Annotated in this window: 18 protein-coding genes and 1 pseudogene; 8 read left to right on the top strand and 11 right to left on the bottom strand. The window is 61.4% G+C overall.

Features of this window, described 5'->3' with window-relative positions; genetic code table 11:
- Positions 1–22: 22 nt before the first annotated feature.
- From aguA to HHL24_RS07975, 7 genes and pseudogenes are all read right to left on the bottom strand, one after another.
- Entirely contained in the window at positions 23–1,129 is a 1,107-nt protein-coding gene (gene aguA, locus HHL24_RS07945) for an agmatine deiminase (RefSeq protein ID WP_169484959.1), read from the bottom strand.
- Between the two features lie 89 nt (positions 1,130–1,218).
- Positions 1,219–2,139: a LysR substrate-binding domain-containing protein gene (locus HHL24_RS07950; RefSeq protein WP_169484960.1), complete on the bottom strand. Its 921-nt coding sequence runs from the start codon at positions 2,137–2,139 to the stop codon at positions 1,219–1,221.
- A gap of 245 nt (positions 2,140–2,384) precedes the next feature.
- Positions 2,385–5,141 (bottom strand): UPF0182 family membrane protein, encoded by a 2,757-nt coding sequence (locus tag HHL24_RS07955; protein WP_169484961.1) that lies wholly within the window; start codon positions 5,139–5,141, stop codon positions 2,385–2,387.
- A gap of 220 nt (positions 5,142–5,361) precedes the next feature.
- On the bottom strand, positions 5,362–5,871 hold the full coding sequence (locus HHL24_RS07960; protein WP_169484962.1) for a DUF1269 domain-containing protein: 510 nt from the start codon (positions 5,869–5,871) through the stop codon (positions 5,362–5,364).
- Positions 5,872–6,128: 257 nt separating this feature from the next.
- Positions 6,129–6,332 carry a hypothetical protein gene (locus tag HHL24_RS07965; RefSeq protein ID WP_169484963.1) on the bottom strand — a complete coding sequence of 68 codons (204 nt, stop codon included), beginning with the start codon at positions 6,330–6,332 and terminating at the stop codon, positions 6,129–6,131.
- A 70-nt stretch (positions 6,333–6,402) separates the two neighbouring features.
- Complete coding sequence (locus HHL24_RS07970) at positions 6,403–6,696, bottom strand: GYD domain-containing protein (protein ID WP_169484964.1); 294 nt, start codon at positions 6,694–6,696, stop codon at positions 6,403–6,405.
- A 255-nt stretch (positions 6,697–6,951) separates the two neighbouring features.
- Positions 6,952–7,810: pseudogene (locus HHL24_RS07975) on the bottom strand (class I SAM-dependent methyltransferase).
- Positions 7,811–8,026: 216 nt separating this feature from the next.
- On the opposite strand from HHL24_RS07975, the gene HHL24_RS07980 reads away from it, so the two are divergent.
- From HHL24_RS07980 to HHL24_RS08010, 7 genes are all read left to right on the top strand, one after another.
- On the top strand, positions 8,027–8,536 hold the full coding sequence (locus HHL24_RS07980) for a DUF1993 domain-containing protein (protein WP_169484965.1): 510 nt from the start codon (positions 8,027–8,029) through the stop codon (positions 8,534–8,536).
- 170 nt (positions 8,537–8,706) lie between these two features.
- Positions 8,707–9,189, top strand: a complete 483-nt coding sequence (locus tag HHL24_RS07985) for a cupin domain-containing protein (protein WP_169484966.1) — start codon at positions 8,707–8,709, stop codon at positions 9,187–9,189.
- 140 nt (positions 9,190–9,329) lie between these two features.
- Positions 9,330–9,971: a DsbA family oxidoreductase gene (locus tag HHL24_RS07990; protein WP_169485115.1), complete on the top strand. Its 642-nt coding sequence runs from the start codon at positions 9,330–9,332 to the stop codon at positions 9,969–9,971.
- A gap of 356 nt (positions 9,972–10,327) precedes the next feature.
- The gene (locus tag HHL24_RS07995) at positions 10,328–11,839 is read left to right on the top strand and encodes a sugar ABC transporter ATP-binding protein (protein WP_169484967.1); all 1,512 of its coding nucleotides are present in this window, start codon (positions 10,328–10,330) and stop codon (positions 11,837–11,839) included.
- Positions 11,840–11,858: 19 nt separating this feature from the next.
- On the top strand, positions 11,859–12,884 hold the full coding sequence (locus HHL24_RS08000) for an ABC transporter permease (RefSeq protein WP_169484968.1): 1,026 nt from the start codon (positions 11,859–11,861) through the stop codon (positions 12,882–12,884).
- Between the two features lie 98 nt (positions 12,885–12,982).
- A complete protein-coding gene (locus tag HHL24_RS08005; protein ID WP_169485116.1) occupies positions 12,983–13,924 on the top strand; it encodes an ABC transporter substrate-binding protein in 942 nt (313 codons plus the stop codon).
- A gap of 165 nt (positions 13,925–14,089) precedes the next feature.
- Positions 14,090–15,388, top strand: a complete 1,299-nt coding sequence (locus tag HHL24_RS08010) for an L-fuconate dehydratase (protein ID WP_169484969.1) — start codon at positions 14,090–14,092, stop codon at positions 15,386–15,388.
- A gap of 116 nt (positions 15,389–15,504) precedes the next feature.
- On the opposite strand, the gene HHL24_RS08015 is transcribed toward HHL24_RS08010, so the two are convergent.
- The 4 genes from HHL24_RS08015 to HHL24_RS08030 form a co-directional block, all read right to left on the bottom strand.
- Entirely contained in the window at positions 15,505–17,769 is a 2,265-nt protein-coding gene (locus HHL24_RS08015) for a xanthine dehydrogenase family protein molybdopterin-binding subunit (protein WP_169484970.1), read from the bottom strand.
- Positions 17,769–18,221 (bottom strand): (2Fe-2S)-binding protein, encoded by a 453-nt coding sequence (locus HHL24_RS08020; RefSeq protein WP_169485117.1) that lies wholly within the window; start codon positions 18,219–18,221, stop codon positions 17,769–17,771. The genes HHL24_RS08015 and HHL24_RS08020 overlap by 1 nt, the downstream gene beginning before the upstream one ends.
- Positions 18,222–18,294: 73 nt before the next feature.
- Complete coding sequence (locus HHL24_RS08025) at positions 18,295–18,606, bottom strand: high-potential iron-sulfur protein (protein ID WP_169484971.1); 312 nt, start codon at positions 18,604–18,606, stop codon at positions 18,295–18,297.
- Between the two features lie 16 nt (positions 18,607–18,622).
- Positions 18,623–19,621, bottom strand: coding sequence for an aldo/keto reductase (locus HHL24_RS08030; protein ID WP_169484972.1), 999 nt, complete (start codon positions 19,619–19,621; stop codon positions 18,623–18,625).
- A gap of 352 nt (positions 19,622–19,973) precedes the next feature.
- Between HHL24_RS08030 and HHL24_RS08035 the strand changes: the two genes are divergently transcribed.
- Positions 19,974–21,161 (top strand): MFS transporter, encoded by a 1,188-nt coding sequence (locus HHL24_RS08035; protein WP_169484973.1) that lies wholly within the window; start codon positions 19,974–19,976, stop codon positions 21,159–21,161.
- Positions 21,162–21,262: the final 101 nt, after the last annotated feature.

A 21,262-nucleotide genomic window follows, 5' to 3' on the forward strand; every position in this document is an offset into this window, starting at 1 on the left:
CACATGCTGTATGCGTTCCCGCTCAACGCGTTTGCGCGGCGTACTGCGGCGACGTGATGCAGGCGATATTTCCGCCGCCGAGCAGAATCTCGCGTGTATTAGGAATACCGATGATCCGATGGCGTGGGAATAGTTCGGCCAGCAATCGCTGCGCGGGCATATCGTTCACGTCGCCAAATTCGGGCACCACGACAACGCCGTTGCCGACGTAGTAGTTGATGTACGAAGCGCAGATCCGCGTGCCCGCTACCCGCGCAATCGCCGCGTCGCCATGATCGAGCCCGGCGGATTCTTCTGCAGTCCAGACGAGTGCTTCCGGCGCAAGCATTTTGTGGATTTTCAGAGGGCGCCCCTTTGCATCGGTGGTGCTGCTCAGGATGGCGTAGGCTTCCTGGTAAATCTCGTATTGGGGGTCGCAGGCGTCGTCCGTCCACTGCATCACCACTTCACCCGGACGTACAAAGCAGGCCAGATCGTCGATATGCCCGTCGGTCTCGTCGAATTTGCACCCGCGCGGCAACCAGATGACCTTGCGCGCCCCCAGATAATCGAGGAGGTGCTGGGTCACGGCTTCCTTGCCCAGATGGGCGTTGCGGTTGACATTGAGCAAACACTGCTCGGTCGTGAGCACCGTACCTTCGCCGTCGCACTGGATTCCGCCCATCTCGGCGATGATCGGCGCACGGTAGCGGTCGGCGCGTTCGGCTTCCAGAATCTTCCCGGCGATCTGGTCGTCCATGTCCCACGGAAAGTAGAGGCCACCGTTTAACCCGCCATAGGCATTGAACTGGAAATCGACGCCGCGGACGTCGCCATGATCATTGAGCAGCCAGGCCGGGCCGCTGTCGCGGAACCACGAGTCGTTCACCGTCATTTCGAGCACACGGATATGCGGCGGCAACATGGCTCGGGCGTTCGCGTATTGGCGCGACGACGCACAGATGGTGACAGGATCACTCTCGGCAATCGCGGTAGCGATATCCACCCACACCTTTTGCGCCGGCTTACCGCCGTTACGCCAGACGTCGGGCCGTTCAGGCCAGCCGAGCCAGCAGCCGGCCTTGGGTTCGAATTCGCCGGGGCATCGGAAGCCGTCGTTGCGGGGAAGGGTGGTGAGAGTACGTGCCATGTAGCCGCTCCTTTGGTTGGGAGGCGTGCCGGCAGGAGGCCGGCATCAATGGCACCATCGTAGGTTGAATTTTTTTTGCGAACTAATGATCAATTCTCTGTAATCGGTGAATTGATTTCACATAAATACGGCGCGATGCCGGCAAACTGCGTGAACGCCGCGAGCCGGGCCTCGGTCCGTTTACGCCGCTCGGCAACCACGTAGTAGTTGCCGGGTGAAGGAACCGAGACGGCGAATGGACGAATCAGCCGGCCGCTTTTCAGCTCATCGCCAGCGGTCAGGGTATCCGCCAGACAGACCCCGACCTTTTGCAACGCCGCCTCGATGGCGATGCCGGAATGGGCGAAGTGCAGATTGCGTGCCGGAGCCGGCAGCGCGGCGGCATGGGTGCCGAGCCACGTTGCCCAGGTTTTGCCGTCCTGGTCGTCGTGCAGCAGACAGAAACGCACGAGATCCGCGGGGCTTTGCAAGCTGTCCTCGCCCTCCAGCAGACTCGGATGGCATACCGGGAAAAATTCGATGGCGCGAAACGGCACAGCCCAGTAGCGGGTCCAATCGGTGTCGCCCATCGCATACAGGATCGTGATGTCCGCCGCGGGGTTGATTTCGTTCGAGTCGCTGTCGTGTACCAGGAGATGGATGGTGAGACCTGGGTAGCGTTGGGAGAATTCGCCAATCACGCGGGGGAAAAAACGATGCGCCAGTTCGGCTGGTGCAGAGATTTTCAATGACCCGCGCATGCCCGGGTGTGCGGCGTCGCTGCACGCTTCGGCCATCATGTCGAGTGCCTGCTGGACCGAATGCAGCAAGCGCAGGCCAGCGTCGGTCAAGTGAACCTGACGTCCTAGCTTTTCAAACAGCGTGACTTTAAGCACATCTTCCAACGAGCGCACCTGATGACTGATGGCACTATGAGTCACGCACAGCTCGTCGGCGGCTCTGCCGAAATGACGATGGCGCGCAGCAGCCTCAAAGGCCCGAAGCGCGCTGAGTGGAGGCAGTTTCCGCATAGATGGGTATTGGATGATTTCGTTGTGGCAGCGATTGATCGCGTGTTGCTACGACCGAAGTTCAGCCGCTCAGTGATCAACTTACAAATTGCAGGGGAGTGTCCGCGATGGGTTGGACTCGACGATTGCTGTCTTATTGTAAGCGGATCGTCACTGCCGACCCGGCATCGGCAGCCTCGTCCTGCTTGCAACCTCTTCGCGGCATCAAGCTTGCCCATTGCCACCATCATTAACTTCGTCATCGATTACTTTTGCCCTTCCGAACGGCGGCCGCCAAGCGCCTCGAGCAGTGGCCGCAAGGCGTCCAGTTCCGCGCCGAAGCCGCTCCAGTCTCCCGCCTTCAAACGCTCGATTGCACGGTCATAATGTGCGAGCGCCTCGCGGGCACGCGCGTCCGACGTGCCCTGAGGCGGCGATGCGAGCGGGGCGCTTTCCTTGAAGAGCGCCGCCAGTGCTTCACCCAGGGTTTCTTTCATCACCACCCGGTCTCCATACGCGGCGATCACTCGCTTCAATTCGGGTAACTGCCCCGACTCTGCACGCAAGTAAAGCGGAGAGATGTAGAGGATGGAGTTCTCGATCGGCACGACGAGAAGATGGCCGCGAATGACGCGCGAGCCCATCTGGTTCCACAGCGAAATCTGCTGCGAAATCTCGGTGTTCTGCTGGATGCGTGCCTCGATCTGGAACGGCCCATAGACGAGCTTGTCCTTCGGGAACGCGTAGACGATGAGCTTGCCGTAGTCGGGCGGATCGCAACGCGCCGCGAGCCACGCAATCATGTTGTCGCGCTGGCTGGGTACCATCGGCAGCATCAGGACGAACTCCGCGCGCGGTTCGTCGGGCAGCCGCATGATCATGTAGTAAGGCGTCATCGGCGTGCCGGGACTGTTCCCACCATCAATGCCGATCAATTCCCGGGGGAACTGCCAGAGATCCTCGCGATTGTAGAAAACCTCCGGCGCATCCATGTGGTAAGCCCGATAGAGTTGTGCCTGGATCAGGAACAGATCTTCGGGGTAGCGGATATGTTGTTGCAGGTCTTGCGGCATCGTTGCGAGAGACTTGAACAGGGCAGGGAAGATGCGCTGGTAAGTCCGCAAGATCGGATCGGCAGGATCGCTGACATAGAAATCGACCGTGCCGTTGTACGCATCGATTACCACCTTGACAGCGTTGCGGATGTAGTTGGCGCCATCGCCGAAACCCGGTTGAGCGTAGGGAAACCAGCGGCTTGTCGTATAGGCGTCCTGCATCCAGAAAAGGCGCCCGTCGCTTGCGACGAGATAGGGATCATGGTCGAGGGTGAGGAACGGGGCGATCGCGCGCACCCGGTCCTGAATGTTACGGTGCAGCAGAATGCGGCTAGCGTTCGTGACGTAGTCGGTTAGCAGGATGTTCGGATCGTTGAACTGCCACGCGAACAGGCTGCGGCGCGCGGTGCTGCCGATGGCAATACCATCGCTCCCGCTGTAAGTGGTGTAGACGTTGTCCTTGCCCTTGGGATAGTCGAACTCGGGAACGCTGCCTTTTACGATGACGTAGCCCTCACCCCCTTCACCGAAATACAGACGCGGCTCGCGAATGGCCGGCCCGCCGTGAGCGACGGGTGGAATATCCTGCAGATAGAAGGAGGGTAAACCTTCCGTCGATTTTTCGGTGACGGGCGACATCACCACGCCGTTGCCGTGCGTGAACAGAAGGTGCAGGTTCACCCACGTCTGGGCGTTCTCGGGAAGCATCGACGGCTCCAGTTCGCGGGCCGACAGCATCACCTGCCGGTAACCGGCGTCGAGCCGGTAGCGGTCGATGTCGACGGAGAGAAATTTGTAGTAAGTCCTGATCTCCTGCAACTGCGCGTAGGTGTCCATCAGCGGCTGCACATCCCACAGGCGAATGTTGTCGAGGGTCGCGCGATTGGCCTCGAGCGAGGTGAGATTCAATTCCTGCTCGGCCGGAAACGGCTTGACCGCGATCTGGTTGAGGCCGTAGGCCATTCGCGTTAGCGCGATATTGCGTTTGATATAGGGCATCTCCAGTTGCAGCTCGCTCGGCTTGACATAGAGGCGCTGGAACAGCGCTGGGTAGATCACGGCGAACACGAACGATGAGCCGAACACCAGTAACACCGAGGCGGCAGGAATTCGATAGTCTCGCCGGCGCATATTGACCCACGACGCGACGGTTGCGGCGGTGGCAAGGCCGATGAGTACCCACAAGATCGGGAGCTCGACGTGAATGTCGGTATAGCCGGCGCCGACCACGACGCCGTTATCGCCGTAGAGCAGCAAAAAGCGGTCGAGTGCGTAAGACCAGGCCTTCAGGGCGAAGAACGCACCGAGTAGCGCTGAACCATGAGCGGCGGCCGCGGCCGAGAGTCTGCACGGCGGCCGCTCGAAGGTGATGTCGCCGCGTACCCCGTAGACCGCGCTTGCCACGATCGCACTGCAAAAGAGCAACTGCAGCAGCCAGTTTTTAAACTCGAGATAGGCGGGCAGCGAGAACAGATAGAAGCTGATGTCCTGGCCGAAGACAGGATCGCGTTCGCCATAGGGCGCCTGATGCAGGAAGCGCAGCACCAGATCCCAGTTGGAGATTTCGCCGGCGGCGACGAGCAGCCCCAGGACAACAGCGCTACCGGCAATGCTGGCGCGCCAGGGAATGCGCGGTGCGAGCTGGTCGGCCAGTTCACTGATGAAGTCCGGCGTACCTGACAGACGGGCCGTTTCCACTTGCCAGCTACCGGGACGCCTCGCGTAACGATGCGCCAGGAACCCCGATGCGGCTATGGCGCTCGCCGACGCTGCGAACACGGCGGCAAAGAGGAGTGCCTTGGCGGAGACAACGGTCCAGAAAACGTTGGCATAACCGATTGAAGAAAACCACAGCCAGTCGACCACCACGCCGGTGATACGCCCGAGGACGATCAGACTGCCCACGACGAGCGCAACCGTGATTGCGGTGCGTCTGAAGCGCACGTGGGAGCCTGGTTGCCAATTCATCGCCACTCCTTCGCCAGGACGCCACTCGTGGCGGGCTGCGATCGGGTCTGCTTATACCGGCTGATCTGCCGTGAACCTCGCTGACCGGCTTGCCAATGCGTCCGTCGAAGCTGGCGCGCGACCAACGCATCATTAGGGTCATATAAATGATTGTAGTCCGGTGAGGCAGGGGCGTACGCTACAGCGCCGATGGGACATGCTGGCAGGGACTGGCGAAGGCTCAGGGGAACGCCGGAATCGTCGGATCTGTGCCCTCTATGTCCGCTTCCGGATGATGACTCTTGACCAGTTCTTCGATTTCGTCGACGCGATCCTTCCCGACGTCGACCATCATCAGCAATTCACCCTTTTCGATCGCGCTTTCGAAGCGCTTCAGACGCGTACTCGGGATGCCGACACCGATCATGGTCGCGGTCCACGCTCCGAATCCTGCGCTCGCCAGCGTCATCAGGACGACGACGCCGCCGGCGATCGTCAGACCGGCCGGCGGAAAAGCCATCGCGACAAGGCCCGCGAGCATGCCCGTCACGCCACCCGCGGCGGTGCCGCGCGCAAGCGCGGGAAGGAGGTCGCTGCGCTGCGTAAGCGTCGCCTGTGGCAACTGCTCGAGTCGCACATTGGGACGCGCGAGCACGTGGATATGTCGCCACTCGACCCGCTTCAGCAGCAGCTCGTCAATGATTGACTTCCCGCTTTGCACGTCGGGCAATAGAAAATAAATGCGCCGCATGTCGGGCCTCCTATCGGGAATAATCGCCGGTCAGTCCAAGGCGACGATACGAAGTCTGCCGCCTCGATCAAGACCGGTTCGCACGTTAACTCAGACATCGAAATACAGATAAAACTCCCACGGATGTTCCGGTCGAGCGGATCGCCCGGATCAGTCCGGTTTTCAATGCCATCGAGTCCGGCCCTCTGCCTTTGTTCCAACTTTAGTCTGTCAGCATGCTAAAACAAGGCAACCCGGCAAAGCGGCCCTGCGCCTCGCTACCGGTCTTCGGCCAGCCCCTTCAGATAGGCTTCGCCGGCGTCTTGCGCCGCAGCGCGCATGGCGAATGTGTCGTCCGAAACCAATGAGCGTTTAACCTTTTGTGCCCCAAAGTCGACCAGCGTAATGACCCAGACATACTCGCCGGCCTGTTCGGCCGTTTGAACGAAGGCGCGTACGTCTTCGCTGACGGTTGCGTTCATCGTGACCTCCTGAGAATGAGTCGCGGAAAGCGGCTCGTGTGCCGCGGTGCTTGCGTCTTTGATGGGTGTTTTATGGGAGTTTGCCGATAATCGCGCTGCATTCGTCCTTCGTGAATGCACGGAGCGTTTGCGTGCGGACATTGCCCGCGGACCCTAGCGCGTAGCCGAATGCCGCGAAGCTTTGCTCGTCCGGCGCTTCGATGAGCGTGACAATGTCATATTTGCCCACCGTCCAGTAGATATCTTTCATTTCACAGCCAAAGGTCTTGGCTAACTCCGCCGCCTGACTGGCCCGCTGCGGGCTGTTTTTAATGTTGCGAATACCCTGATCGGTGAATTGTGCAAGAACCACATAAGTCGCCATGACGATTCCCCTTACGATTGGTACGAGACGGGATTCAGACGCGCAAGTCGGACCGCGGACGCTGTTGCGATCGGAGTACTCGAAACGTTTTGCGCGCAATCTGAGTGTAGGCAATGGAAGCGCGTGCCACCGGCTGTTTGGTAGTTTGAAATGTCCACACGTTGGCGCGTGTTCCATCCTGCGCCGTCGATGAAAAAAATCCTCTCGCCTTCATAGTGTTGGGCGAGCTCTCGTCGGTCGGAAAGTGCGCGGCCGCTAGGTATGGGCTACGAGTAGTTCTTCAGCATTGCTCGGCGGCCGCAGACCATCTGTCCGGCCCATGAAGTAGCGCTGGGTCAGATCGGCCGCCGAGACGTGCCGTGCTTCTTTAAAGCCTGCTTCATGGGCCAGCGCCAGGATATCCGGCGGGGTGAAGAAGCTAAGGAACGGTGTGCCGCTTGCTCGCGCGCCTTTCTCCGCCATCTCAAGCCCGGGACGTACTTCGGGGTCCGCCAGCTCCAACGGAAGCAGGAACGTCATGGCGAGCGTCGATCCGGGGGCGAGGGCCGCGACTTCGCGCAGCGTGGCCGCGTTCGCCTCCCCGGTGAGATATGCTAACGCCTGTGGAGACCACGATTGCCGGCTTGCTGTCATCGAAGCCGGCGGTCACGAGCCCGTCCCGCCAGGAGCCGCCTGCCTCGAAATCGACCGGCACGAAGCGTAACCAGTTCGGGACGCCGAAGCCGAGTTCGATCAGGCGCTGACGCTTCCATGCCTGAGGACCTGGCTGGTCGATCTCGAACACCGTGAGGCGGGACGCGATTTCCGGTCTGCGCTGTGCGAAGGTGTCAAGGCCTGCGCCGAGGATGACATATTGAGTGAGCCCGCGGCCGGCCTGCTCCACGACCAGGTCCTCAATGAAGCGAGCACGGGCCACGATTGAAGCGCGGAAGGGACGCGTGAACTGCGGGTCCATGTCCCCGCGGCTGCGCCAGCCCTCGTCCGGGGCCAGCAGCTTAAGGCCGATTTTGTCTTCCAGCACATGCGGCAGGGGGTCGGCCTCGACATGCAGCGCGCGCCACAAGGCGACGCGCGCTGCTGTGCTGTCTGGCGCTACATCTTGCTTGTCGCTCATGAGTTTCGATCCTGTTGGTTCGTTCGTCTTCGCCTGAAGCTGACCTGCCAGTTTTGCCCCCTATCGCAGACGTGCAGCGCTTCAGCATAGGTGTTCCCGTTAGGACAATGGTAATCTTCCGCCGCTTCAGTCAACAACTTCAATCACCAGCCAGACATTAAACTTGCCGGCGCGGCATGTTCGGCGCCCGCATCCAACATCCACTCAAGAGTGACCATGACCAGTTCCATCTACAGCGCATCCGTCCCAGTTTTCAAGCAAATGCTGACTGCATTGTCCCACGTGCTGAAAAAAGCCGAAGCACACGTCACAGAAAAGAACATCGAGCCGAACGCGCTGCTGCAGGCGCGCCTGTTCCCGGACATGTTTCCCCTCGTGCGCCAGGTGCAGATTGCTGCCGACTTCGCCAAGGGCATCAGCTCGCGCCTGGCCGGCGTGGAGGTGCCGTCGTGGCCCGACACCGAAGTCACGTTTGCAGACCTGCAAGCGCTTATCGCCAAGGCGTTGAGCCACATCGGCGCGCTCGAGGCAGCCCAATTCGACGGTAGCGAGAACAAGGAAATCGTCCTGCGTCCGGGGACGCCGAAAGAGAAGAAGCTGGTCGGCAGCGCCTATCTGCAAAACTATGGCCTGCCGCAGTTCTTCTTCCACGTGACGACGGCCTACGCGATTCTGCGCCACAACGGTGTCGAAATCGGCAAGCGCGACTATATGGGATCTTACTGATCGTTGGCGCATGGGCTAGGCGAGCCACTGGCCGGCGGTAGTTTCAATGGCGCCCGCCGGCCGGTCCGCATGCTCCTGTTCTATGGCTTGGTTCTATGCGGGGTGGCCAACGACGAACAATGAGCGTGTAAGCCGCTATCATCGACCGTAGTCCTTCAGGAGAACAACCGATGAGCCGCCCCGATTTCATCAAACACTGGACCGAACTGGAAGAGCCGGATGCACATTCCTATCGCGGCGATACCGAGAAAATGGCGCTAGATGCGCCGCTTTCCGCCGCGCTCGGCATTACGCGCATTGGCATTCATCATGTGAGGCTTTTGCCCGGCCGTCGGACGTCATATCCGCACGCCGAAAGTACCGAGCAGGAGTTTGTGTACGTGCTCGAAGGCAAGCCCGATGTCTGGATCGACGGCGTGCTTCATCCCATTGCTGAAGGGGATTCCGTTGCATTTCCGGCAGGCACCGGCATCTGCCACACCTTCATCAACAATACGAAGGACGAAGTCAGGTTGATGGTGATCGGCGAACGTCCGCGCGACGACAACCGCATTCGTTACCCGCTCAATGAAGCGCACGAACGGACCCGCGCGGACCGCTGGGTGGATTGGCCCACCAGGCCGCTCGGGGACCATAACGGGATGCCGGACTGAGGCTTACGCGGATGACCGCTTCGGCCGAACTCCGGGGCGCGGTTCTGCAAATTTTGGCGATTCAGGCTAGGCTACTTTGTAGGCCGTCTTTGCGTCGCACCGAGGCGGCCGAGCCCCAGGTTATTCCAGTCAGGAAAGCAATGAAACAACAGCTAACTATCGATTTCGTCTCCGATATCGCATGCCCGTGGTGTGCAATCGGCCTGTCGTCGCTCGAGCTTGCACTATCGCGTTTAGGCGATGCGCTCGACGCTCAAATAGTCGTGCATCCCTTCGAGCTGAATCCGGAGATGGGACCGGACGGCGAGGCCATTGTCGACTATCTCGGCAAAAAATACGGACGCACACCGGAGCAGATCGCCGAAACGCAAGCCATGATCCGCGAACGTGGCGCAAGCGTTGGCTTTACCTTCGGCCCGCGTACGCACGTCTATAACACCTTCGATGCGCATCGCCTGCTGCATTGGGCCGGTATCAAAGGCAAGCAGTTGCCGCTCAAACTGGCGCTCCTGCGGGCCTATCATTCCGAGGGCAAAGACCCAGGCAATCACGAAATCCTGGTCGAAGCGGCCCAATCCGTGGGGCTCGATGCCGCGCAAGCCCGTGAAGTACTGCGAAGCGGAGACTATGCCGACGAGGTTCGCGCGGAAGAACGGGAATACCAGGCGAAGGGTATCCAGTCAGTGCCGGCGATCATCTTTAACGGTCGCTATCTGGTGAGCGGCGGGCAGCCCGTGGAAACCTTCGAGCAGGTCATCCAGCAGGTTCTGGCCGAAGCGTAGGGTGGCTTCCCCGCGCTCGATGCGTCACGAGCCACGATCCGTCAGCCGGATTCCGCGCGGCATGGAAGCCGCAAATCGGCCTGAAATGGACGTCAAATAGTGGGAAACCGGCGCGCGAACCGATTGCCTACGATATTAGGGAATGCCTAATTGAGCCGCGGCCGTCCAGCGGCGTAAAATCGTGGCACATCGGTTTGGGGGCACCAGGCAATGTGTCTGGCTTCTCGTTGCGATTTCAGCCGTAATTGCAGCCGCAATACCCGGCGACGCCCGGTGCAGCGGCGCTCCACGCTTTTCCGACCCGCTCCTCGCAATGAGGCCAGCGGCAGTCGCGGCATTGTCGTTCAATCCGCGCCATGATCCCGCTCATCTCCGTCAAAAGGCTCAACAAGCGCTTTCCCGGCGTGAGGGCGCTTCACGAAGTCCAGTTCGAACTCATGGCGGGTGAAGTCCACGCGCTGATGGGCGAGAATGGCGCCGGCAAGTCGACGCTGATGAAAATCCTCGCCGGCGTTTACACCCGGGATACGGGTGAAATCCTCTATGACGGCCAGCCGATCGAGTTCTCGAGCCCCCGCGAGGCGCAGGCCGTGGGTGTCGGCATCATTCATCAGGAGCTCCAGCTGATGAACCATCTGACCGTCGCCCAGAATATGTTCATCGGCCGCGAGCCGCGCGGACGCCTCGGCCTGTTCCTCGACGAAGACAAGCTCAATGCGCAGGCACGCGACATTCTTGCCCGCATGCATGTGAATCTCGACCCGCGCGCGGTTGTCAGCACCCTCACTGTCGCGAGGCAGCAGATGGTCGAGATCGCCAAGGCTTTGTCCTTCGACTCGCGCGTCCTGATCATGGACGAGCCCACCTCGGCGCTCAACGACGCCGAGATCGCCGAGCTCTTCCGCATCATCCGCGAGCTGAAGGACCGGGGCGTGGGAATCATCTATATCTCGCACAAGATGGATGAGCTGAAGCAGATTGCCGACCGCGTCACGGTGTTGCGTGACGGGGAATATGTGGCCACCGTCACCGCCAGGGACACCAGCGTCGAAGCGATCATCGGCATGATGGTCGGTCGAACGTTGACCGACATTGCGCCTTCTCACAGTGCGCCAAGCAACGGCGAGGTCGCGCTCGACGTCAAGAATCTGAACGCTGGCCCGCTGGTCAGAGACGTGAGTTTCACGCTGCGCAAAGGCGAGATATTAGGCTTTGCCGGCTTGATGGGCGCCGGTCGCACGGAGGTCGCCCGCGCGGTGTTCGGCGCCGATCCGATCGAATCGGGCGAAATTGTCGTGAAAGGCGTGAAGGCGACGATCAGGAATCCGAGCGATGCGGTGGCGCGCGGCATCGGCTATCTCTCGGAAGACAGGAAGCGTTTTGGCCTGGCGACCGGCATGAACGTCGAATCGAATATTGTGATGTCCAACTTGCGCAAATTCCTGTCGCTCAACTTTTTCTTGCGTCGCGCCCAGATACGCCGGACAGCCTCCCATTTCATCAATCTGCTCGCGATTCGTACGCCCTCCGCGACGCAGGAGGTGCGGCTTCTCTCGGGCGGCAATCAGCAGAAAATTGTAGTCGCGAAATGGCTTGAGCGCGACTGCGATGTGCTTTTCTTCGACGAGCCGACGCGCGGCATCGACGTCGGCGCCAAGAGCGAAATCTACAAGCTCCTGCGCGCGCTCGCCGAGCAAGGCAAGGCGATCGTGATGATCTCGTCGGAACTGCCGGAAATCCTGCGCATGAGCGACCGCATCGTCGTGATGTGCGAGGGCCGCATTACTGGCGAACTCTCAGCCACGGAGGCGACGCAGGAGCGCATCATGCAACTGGCGACGCAGCGCGAAACTTTAAAAGCGGCGTGAGCCTCGAGAGGTCTATTTCATGACATTGCCATCGGATACTTCGGCGCTGGGTAACAAGGAAAGAGCTTCGGGCCTTAGAGCGCGCGTCTTCACGCCGACCGCTCTGCAAAAGCTGCTCGCCTTCGGGAGCCTGATCCTGCTGCTGGCCTTTTTCAGCTTCGCGTCTCCCGCGTTCATGCAGATGGACAATATGCTCGGGATTCTGCAGGCAACGGCGGTCAACGGCGTGCTGGCGATCGCCTGCACGTTCGTCATCATCACCGGCGGCATCGATTTGTCCGTCGGCACGTTGATGACCTTCACGGCGGTCATTTGCGGCGTGTTTCTGACTTATTGGCATTTGCCGATGTGGACCGGCGTCGTTGCTGCGATTGGGACGGGCGCCATCTGCGGGACCATTTCGGGCACCCTCACGGCGAAAATGAAAATACCGCCGTTCATTGCCACCTTAGGCATGATGCTGCTGCTGAAAGGTCTTTCGCTCGTCGTCTCGGCCGACAAGCCGATCTATTTCAGCGACACCGAAAACTTCTACCGGATCTCTCAGGATTCGCTGATCGGCTATGTGCTGCCGAGCCTGCCCGTGCCGAACGCGGTCCTGATTCTGTTTTTCCTTGCGGTTGTGAGTTCGATCACGCTCAACCGCACGGCGCTCGGCCGCTATACATTTGCGCTCGGCAGCAACGAAGAAGCCGTGCGCCTTTCCGGCGTGAATGTCGATCGGTGGAAGATCGCCATTTACGGCCTGGCCGGGGCAATTTGCGGTATCGCCGGGTTGCTGATCGCCTCGCGCCTGAATTCGGCCCAGCCGGCGCTAGGCCAAGGTTATGAACTCGAAGCGATCGCCGCCGTGGTCATCGGCGGGACCTCGCTCAGCGGCGGTGCGGGGACGATTCTGGGGACGATCATCGGCGCTTTCATTATGAGCGTGCTGACCAACGGCCTGCGCATCCTCTCCGTCGCTCAGGAATGGCAGATCGTAGTGACCGGTCTCATCATCATTCTCGCGGTGTATGCCGATATTTTGCGGCGCAAGAAAAGCTGACGAAGGCTGACGCTACGCGCAACAAGATCAAGAAAAGGGAGCGCCAAAGGCTCCCCCAACGGCTGAAGGTTGATGGCCAACTTAGGAGGAGAAACCCCATGTTGAAAAGAAGACTAATCGGTGTCGTGGTCGGCGTTGGCGCGCTCATTGGCGGGACGAGTGTGACGTACGCGCAAGACACCTACATCCCGCTGATCTCGAAAGGCTTCCAGCACCAGTTCTGGCAGGCGGTCAAATCCGGCGCGGAACAGTCGGCCAAGGAGCACAACGTCAGGATCACCTTCGAGGGTCCGGAAACCGAGGCCATGGTCGATAAGCAGATCGACATGCTCTCGGCCGCGCTTGCCAAGAAGCCCCAGGCGCTCGGCATCGCCGCGCTCGATAGCAAGGCGGCCATTCCGCTGTTGAAGCGGGCTCAGGCCGCCAAAATACCCGTCATCGCCTTCGACTCCGGCGTCGACAGCGACATTCCGCTGACCACGTGCGCGACCGACAATCTTGCCGCGGCCGCGCTCGCCGCCGACAAGATGGCGGAGGCGATCGGCAATGCCGGGGAGGTCGGCCTGGTCGTGCACGACCAAACCAGCCGCACCGGCATCGATCGCCGCGACGGCTTCCTGAATGAGATGAAAGCGAAGCATCCGAACATCAAGATCGTCTCAGTCCAGTATGGCGGCGGCGACCATTTGAAGTCGGCGGAAATCGCCAAGACGATGATCCAGGCCAACCCCAATCTCAAGGGCATTTTCGGGGCGAATGAAGGCTCGGCGGAGGGGACTGCGATCGGTGTCAAGGAATCGGGCAAGAAACTCGTCCTGATTGGCTACGACTCCGGCAAGGAGCAAAAGGACGACATCAATTCGGGTTTGATGGCCGGCGCCATTACGCAGAACCCGGTCGGCATCGGCAAATGCGTTGTCGACTCCGCGGTGAAGGCGTTGAAAGGCGAGAAGCTGCCCAAGAAAGTCGACACGGGCTTCTACTGGTACGACAAGAGCAATATGAGCGATCCCAAGATCGCCGCCGTGCTCTACGATTGACCGTCGCCGCCAGGCGCGAAGAGAGAAGAGGGGGCGGTGCTTCCTCTTCTTTTTTCGCCTCGCATCGCGGAGAGAGAAGATGGCCGCAAAGAGGCCAGGCCAGTATGCACGGCCCCCTTTGCGCATAGGCGCAAGTCGATAGCTGTCGAAGAAGAGGGTGTTCAGATGCCCATCATCACCAGGTTGTCCGTCAGGGACATTCGGTTCCCGACCTCGCGTTCACTTGACGGCTCCGATGCGATGAACGCCGCGCCGGATTACTCCGCCACCTACGTGACGCTCGAAACCGATTCGCCCAAGGGGCTCACAGGGCACGGCCTCACCTTTACCATCGGGCGCGGCAACGAGATTTGCGTGACTGCGGTGCAGGCACTTGCTCCGCTGATTGTCGGCAAAACGCTCGAGGATATTGCAGCGAACATGGGGGCTTTCTGGCGCGCGCTGACCTCAGACAGCCAGCTGCGCTGGATCGGTCCGGACAAGGGCGCCATTCATCTGGCGACGGCGGCTGTCGTGAATGCGGCCTGGGACCTGTGGGCCAAAGCGGAAGGCAAACCGGTGTGGAAGCTGCTCGTCGACATGAGCCCCGAAGAACTCGTGCGTTGTCTCGACTTCCGCTATGTGACCGATGCGATCACGCCGCAGGAAGCCATCGCCATGCTGCACCGCCATGCCAGCACCCGGGGCGAGCGCGAAAAGGACATGCTCGCGCACGGCTATCCGGCCTACACGACGTCGGCCGGCTGGCTCGGGTATGACGACGACAAGATTCGCCGGCTCGCGCGTGAAGGTGTCGCGCAGGGCTGGACGCACTTCAAGCAGAAGGTGGGCGGCAACCTCGAAGAAGATATGCGCCGGGCCCGCATCCTGCGCGAAGAAATCGGCGAAAACCTGAAGCTGATGATGGATGCAAACCAGGTGTGGGATGTCGATGAAGCGGTCGCGAACATGCGGCGTCTTGCGGAATTCGATCCGTGGTGGATCGAGGAACCCACGAGTCCCGACGACATTCTCGGCCACGCGGCGATCCGCCAGCGGATTCGGCCCATCGGCGTCGCGACGGGCGAGCACTGCCATAACCGGGTGATGTTCAAGCAGTTGCTACAGGCGCAAGCCATCGACTTCTGCCAGGTCGATAGCTGCCGCCTGGGCGGTCTCAACGAGGTGATCGTTGTCCTGCTGATGGCGGCGAAATTTGGCGTGCCCGTGTGTCCGCATGCGGGCGGCGTCGGCTTGTGCGAGTATGTCCAGCACATTTCGCTGTTCGACTATATCTGCGTGTCGGCGTCGCTGGAAAACCGGGTGCTCGAGTACGTGGATCATTTGCATGAGCATTTTGTTGATCCTGTCGTAATTCGAAACGGCCGTTATATGCCGCCGCAACGTGCCGGTTACAGTATCGAAATGCATGCGGCGTCGCTCGATCAGTATGACTTTCCTGAGGGGCCGGCCTGGCGAGCATGAGGCGGTAGTCCTGTCGAGCTTCGGCCCAATTCGCCAGCACCTTTCGCCAGCACCTCGGGCTCGGGTGACATCTACTGTGCACCGCGGCGCCTTGTTCGCGCCGCGGCGCTCGCCGATCACGTCCTCTTTAACAGCGCGCTATCCACCGGCAACGCCCGGATTCGCGTGCCCGTCGCATTGAAGATCGCGTTGCAGATCGCAGCCGATGTCGGCGGCACGCCCGGTTCGCCGACACCGCCAGGCGGCGCAGCGCTCGGCACGATATACACGTGCGTTTCCGGCACGGAGTCGATACGGGCGACCCGGTAGTCGGTGAAGTTCGACTGATCGGCCGCACCGCTACTGAAGGTCAGTTCGCTGTATAGCGTGTTGCCGAGCGCCATCACCACCGCCCCTTCGAACTGCGCGATCACGCGATCGGGATTGACGATACGTCCGCAGTCGACCGCCAGATCGACACGCGTCACGCGCACCGAGCCATCGTCGGCCACCTGCACCTGCGCGACCGCGGCGACGTACGTCAGAAAGCTGCGATGAACCGCGATACCGCGCCCATGGCGAGCGGGCAACGCGGCGGACCAGTTCGACCGCACCGCCGCCGCGCGGACCACCGCCGCATAGCGCGCGGTATCGATCGGATACTCGTCGATCGACGCGCCGTAGTTCGGATAATCGACCCCCAGTGCATGCATATCGACGTGGCGCGGACTGCCCAGCAGCGCGAGCAGATGCTGCACCGGATCCTGTCGCGCGGCAGCGGCGAGTTCGTCGACGAACGAGCCCAGCGCGAAGCCGTGCGGAATGTTGTACACCGAGCGATACCAGCCGATACGTGTATGCGCCGGCGCCGCCCCGTTTTCGCACTGCACGTTGGCGACTTCATAGGGCATGTCGGTCACACCCTGACCCAGTTCGCCCGCCGAACCATAGACCACGTTCGGCGTGAACGTCGAACCGATCGACGGAAACACGCTCCGGTGCAACCACGCAATCGTCCTGCCCTGCGCATCGAGTCCGCCTTCCATGTGCTGCGCGCATACGGCATGGAAGTAGTCGTTACGTATGTCGTCTTCGCGTGTCCAGGTCAGCTTGACGGGTGCGCCGACTTCGCGCGCCAGGAACGCGGCCTCGGCCACATAGTCCGGCTTCGACTTGCGGCCAAAGCCGCCGCCGAGCAAGGTGACGTTGATCGTTACGGCCTGCTCCTGCAGGCCGAGCACCTGTGCGACAGTTGTGCGCGCTTGCTGCGGGTTTTGCGTCGCGGTCCAGACCTCGACTGCGCCGTTCGCAAACGACGCCGTCGCAGCCAGCGGCTCCATCGTCGCGTGCGCCAGATGCGGCACGTAATAATCGGCCGAGACGTGTTGCGTGGCGTTCTTCAGCGCGCCCGCGGTATCGCCGTTGTTGCGCACGACTTTCCCAGGCTGCCGAGCGGTGTCTTCAAGCGCTTTGCGATACGCCTGGCTATCGTACGTGCCGTTCGGCCCGAGGTCCCATTCGAGCTTCAGTTTCTGGCGCCCTTGCTGCGCGGCCCACGTGTTGGTCGCGACCACCGCGACGCCGCCCAGCGGCCGGAAGCCGGCGGGCAGCGGGGCGGAAGCAATGCGCACCACGTGCAGCACGCCGGGCACCTTCATCGCTTCGGTCGAGTCGACGCTTTTGAGCGTTGCGCCATATACCGGCGAACGTTCGATCGACGCATACGTCATACCGGGTAACACGACATCGATGCCGTACGTCGCGCGGCCATGAACGATGTCGTCGAGATCGACGATCGGCAGCGACTTGCCGATATAGCGCCACGTGTCCTCGTTTTTCAGCTGCAGCGTGTCGCGGCCGGGCACCGGCTGATGCGCTGCAGCCTCCGCGACTGCGCCGTATGAAAGGCGCCGCCCGCTCGCTGCATGCACCACGTGACCCGGCTCGGTCCGGCAACTTGCCGGGCTCACGCGCCACTGCGCAGCGGCGGCCGCCACCAGCATCTGCCGCGCGGAGCCGCCTGCCTCGCGCAGTGGCTGGAAGAACTGGCGGATGCTGCGCGAGCCGTCGGTATTCTGGTCGCCGTACTTCGCATCGCCTTGCGCCTGCAGAACCTTGACGGTGTTCCAGTCGGCATCGAGCTCGTCGGCGAGGATCATCGCGAGACTGGTGCGGATGCCGGTGCCCATCTCGGAGCGATGCACGACCAGCACGATCTCGCCGGACGGCGCGACCGATACATAGACGTTCGGCGCAAACACCGTTTTGACGCCGCTAGCCGAAGCAAGCGAGCTCGCCGCAAACGCCATGGGCGCGCCGCCGACTTGCAGGCCTAGTATCACGCCGCCCGCCAGGGTGCCCTTCAGTACCCGGCGCCGGCTCAGATTGACGATCTCGCTCATTACGCCTGCTCCGCTGCTGTCTTGATGGCAATCTTGATGCGTTGATAGGTGCCGCAGCGGCAGACATTCCCGGACATCGCTTCGACGATCTGCTCGTCGTTCGGCTTAGGGGTCTGTTTGAGCAGCGACGCAGCCTGCATCATCTGGCCAGGCTGACAGTAGCCGCACTGCGGCACATTCGCGGCTTTCCACGCTCGCTGAACGGGATGCTCGCCGCCTTTGCCCAGGCCTTCGATCGTCGTCACGGGTTTGCCTTGTACATCTCCCAGTGAGGTGACGCACGAACGCACGGCCACGCCATCCAGATGTACGGTGCACGCGCCGCATGCGCCCACGCCGCAGCCGAACTTGGTGCCATGCAGCCCCAACAGGTCGCGCACCGCCCATAGCAGCGGCATGTTCGCGTCGGCGTCGACGTTGTGATGCACGCCATTCACAATCAGTTCCATCAGTTCACTCCTTGTTGTCGACGCGCGTCACGCCTGCGGGCGCTGCCTGGTGATCGCGCTTACCTGCGCACGCCGTTCATGCTCTTGCCTGATAGGCCTTGCACCATCCCGCGCCGCTCACCTGCTTTGCGCCGAACAGCGCGCAGAGTGCGCTGGCGTCGGCTGGCTTGCCCTGGTAGAACTGACAGTTCGCGCAGCGCTGGTTGTTGCTGAAATGGGGATATTTCGTGTGGTCGACCTGGCTTGCATCGGTCTTGTACCCGAGCGCCTGCGCAGCGGGATCGCTTTCCTGAAGCTGCGGGGGAGCCGCCCAGACGGAGCGTCCGGTGATCGCGAGCGCTGTGGCGCCGATTGAATGGATCAGGAAGGTGCGTCGGTGGGTTCGCATGTTCGATGGCTCCCTGTCACGCTACAAGCACGCGTTCCGGCGGCGCCATGAATTCCGGCCCCACTGGATCCTTGACGAACTGCGCGACAATCGCGTCGATCTGCTCGAACGCCTTCTTGTCGAGGCGCCAGCCGAACACATCTTCAATCCCGTCCAGCTGTGCCGGGCGACGTGCGCCCCAAAGCGCGATCGTCGGACCGCGATCGAGCACCCAGCGCACCGCCAGCGCGAGCACCGACTTGTCGAAGTTGTCGCGCGCAAACACGTTGAGTGCTTTCACGGCCGCGACATACTGCTCGCGACGCGGCTCACAAAACTTCGGGTCGCGCTGGCGCAAATCGTCGCCTTCGAAGCGCGTCTCGACACCGATGCGCCCCGCCAGCAGCCCGCGGCACAGCGCCCCGTAGGCAAGCGCGACGAGCCCATGCTGTTTTGCGTACGGCAGGACGTCACGGTCGATATCGCGTTCGAACAGGTTGTACGGCGGCTGCGTGGTCGACAGCGGCGCCACGCGCCGGAACGCATCCATTTGCGCAGGCGAGAAGTTACTGACGCCCAGCGCCCGCACCTTGCCTTCCTTGCGCAGATCGTCCAGCACCGCTGCGGTCTCTTCGATCGGCACCAGCGGATCGGGCCAGTGGACCTGATACAGATCGATGTAATCGGTCCGCAAGCGCCGAAGCGTATCCTCTACTTCTTGACGAATGCGCTCTGGCGACGAATTGCGGAACACCGCGCCGTCGTGCCATTCCAATGCGACCTTGGTCGCGATGACTGCCTTGTGCCGATACCCATCGGCCAGCGCCTTGCCGACGATCTCCTCGGAAGCGCCGAAGCCGTACACCGGTGCTGTGTCGATCAGATTGACGCCGCTATCGAGCGCCCGGCGGATTACCGCGATCGAGTCTTTCTCATCGGTGCCGCCCCACATCCAGCCGCCGATCGCCCAGGTACCAAGGCCGATGCGTGAGACGGGGGTCGTTAAACCTTCAATTGCGATTGTTTCAATAGTCATGTGAAGCTCTCTAATCAAAGCGCTACGTAAAGCACCACATCCGGGTCGAATGTGATTTGACAAATGGCGACGCGCCCATCGGACGGGCAGACGAGCCGATTATTTCAGCGGCATCCGGCGATCACAAGAAGGCACCTGACGGTTTCATACTTTCCCCATGGAAACTAATTGCTACGACGGCGCTTACGCGCACGACAACCCGCAGAAAAAAACCGCCGACCTGGTGCGGAACAGCGCCGAGCCACAGGTGTAAAGCGGGGTCGAAGCTGACCGCCGTTGTCGAGTCGCCAGCAAGGCCGTGAGAAATTGCCCATAATTGCGCGCAGTCTTCGAGCAACCGTTGGGACGTCTCATGAAAACAGCTTCTGCCGCACCGCAATCCCCGATCGCATTTCTGGCTGTCGCGTTGGCCTTCGCGATCAACATGATGGGTACAACGCTACCGACGGCAATCTATCGGTACTACGAACTGAAGTTCGGATTTACGCCGACCGTCATCACGGTGATCTATGCCTCGTATGCAATCGGGGTGCTGGGTGCACTGCTGCTGGTCGGCAACTGGTCCGATCAGCTAGGCCGTCGTCGCATGCTGCTGGCGGGACTATGTGCGTCGGCCGCATCGGCGCTGACGTTCCTGCTCAGCGACGGGCTGGCGCTGCTGATGCTGGGCCGCCTGCTGTCGGGAATTTCTGCCGGCATCTTCACAGGAACCGCCACCGTGGCTGTGATCGAGCTCGCGCCGCCTGCATGGCGCGGCAAGGCCATGCTCGCGGCTACTGCCTCCAATATGCTGGGGCTGGGTTGCGGTCCGTTGCTAAGCGGCATCCTCGTCGAACTATTCCCCTGGCCGATGCGCTTGCCCTATGCGGTGCATCTGGCGCTGGTCGGCGTCGCCGCACTATTCGTCCTTGGCGTGCCGGAGACCGCCTCGATTCCCGCGCGAGTGAAGCTTGGCATTCAGAGAATTTCGCTTCCAGCCGAGGTACGCCGCGCGTTCATTCCAGCCGCGTTGGCAGGGTTTGCCGGTTTCGTCGTGGTGGGCTTCTTTGCGGCGGTCGCCCCGCAACTGATTCGGGTCGTACTCGGCTTTCATAGCGGCATCGTGACCGGCGCGATTGTGTTCCTGCTATTCGCGTGCTCCGCCGTTGGGCAGATCGTGCAGACGATCATTGCCGCGCGGTGGCGGCAAGCGGCCGGCTGCATTGGACTCGTCGTGGGACTGGCGTGTGTCGGCCTGTGCGTACCGGAACACTCGCTCGGCGCGCTTTTGCTCGGCACGGCCCTGGCAGGAATAGGGCAGGGCATCAGCTTCCGCGCCGGGCTGGGCGAGATCGCGTCCGCCGCGCCTGCACACCGGCGCGCGGAAGTTACGTCCAGCTTTTTCGTCGTGCTTTATGTGGCGATCTCACTCCCTGTGATCGGCCTTGGCATCGCCGTGCAACTCGCCGACGTTCAACGCGCGACGCTGCTCTTTGTCGGCTTGACGATAGTCCTTGTGCTTATTGCGCTGCTCCTGCTGATACGTGAGCAAGCGGACTAGGGGCAAGACGCGCGAGCGATCGGTGACTGAACACGAAACCCTTCCGGCCGGATCGCCGATGCCGCGGCGCGCAAGGCCCCGCGTCTCAATTCCTCTCCGTG

This window comes from Paraburkholderia polaris (genome assembly GCF_012927345.1).
GTDB classification, from domain to species: Bacteria; Pseudomonadota; Gammaproteobacteria; order Burkholderiales; family Burkholderiaceae; genus Paraburkholderia; species Paraburkholderia polaris.

Excerpts from the sequence above, each read along its gene's own strand:
- HHL24_RS07990 (WP_169485115.1), top strand. The coding sequence starts at position 9,330 with ATGAAACAACAGCTAACTATCGATTTCGTCTCCGATATCGCATGCCCG.
- HHL24_RS08035 (WP_169484973.1), top strand. The coding sequence starts at position 19,974 with ATGAAAACAGCTTCTGCCGCACCGCAATCCCCGATCGCATTTCTGGCT.
- HHL24_RS07970 (WP_169484964.1), bottom strand. The coding sequence starts at position 6,696 with ATGGCGACTTATGTGGTTCTTGCACAATTCACCGATCAGGGTATTCGC.
- HHL24_RS08000 (WP_169484968.1), top strand. The coding sequence starts at position 11,859 with ATGACATTGCCATCGGATACTTCGGCGCTGGGTAACAAGGAAAGAGCT.
- HHL24_RS07995 (WP_169484967.1), top strand. The coding sequence starts at position 10,328 with ATGATCCCGCTCATCTCCGTCAAAAGGCTCAACAAGCGCTTTCCCGGC.
- HHL24_RS08005 (WP_169485116.1), top strand. The coding sequence starts at position 12,983 with ATGTTGAAAAGAAGACTAATCGGTGTCGTGGTCGGCGTTGGCGCGCTC.
- HHL24_RS07980 (WP_169484965.1), top strand. The coding sequence starts at position 8,027 with ATGACCAGTTCCATCTACAGCGCATCCGTCCCAGTTTTCAAGCAAATG.
- HHL24_RS07985 (WP_169484966.1), top strand. The coding sequence starts at position 8,707 with ATGAGCCGCCCCGATTTCATCAAACACTGGACCGAACTGGAAGAGCCG.
- HHL24_RS08025 (WP_169484971.1), bottom strand. The coding sequence starts at position 18,606 with ATGCGAACCCACCGACGCACCTTCCTGATCCATTCAATCGGCGCCACA.
- HHL24_RS08010 (WP_169484969.1), top strand. The coding sequence starts at position 14,090 with ATGCCCATCATCACCAGGTTGTCCGTCAGGGACATTCGGTTCCCGACC.
- aguA (WP_169484959.1), bottom strand. The coding sequence starts at position 1,129 with ATGGCACGTACTCTCACCACCCTTCCCCGCAACGACGGCTTCCGATGC.
- HHL24_RS08030 (WP_169484972.1), bottom strand. The coding sequence starts at position 19,621 with ATGACTATTGAAACAATCGCAATTGAAGGTTTAACGACCCCCGTCTCA.
- HHL24_RS07950 (WP_169484960.1), bottom strand. The coding sequence starts at position 2,139 with ATGCGGAAACTGCCTCCACTCAGCGCGCTTCGGGCCTTTGAGGCTGCT.
- HHL24_RS07955 (WP_169484961.1), bottom strand. The coding sequence starts at position 5,141 with ATGAATTGGCAACCAGGCTCCCACGTGCGCTTCAGACGCACCGCAATC.
- HHL24_RS08015 (WP_169484970.1), bottom strand. The coding sequence starts at position 17,769 with ATGAGCGAGATCGTCAATCTGAGCCGGCGCCGGGTACTGAAGGGCACC.
- HHL24_RS07965 (WP_169484963.1), bottom strand. The coding sequence starts at position 6,332 with ATGAACGCAACCGTCAGCGAAGACGTACGCGCCTTCGTTCAAACGGCC.
- HHL24_RS07960 (WP_169484962.1), bottom strand. The coding sequence starts at position 5,871 with ATGCGGCGCATTTATTTTCTATTGCCCGACGTGCAAAGCGGGAAGTCA.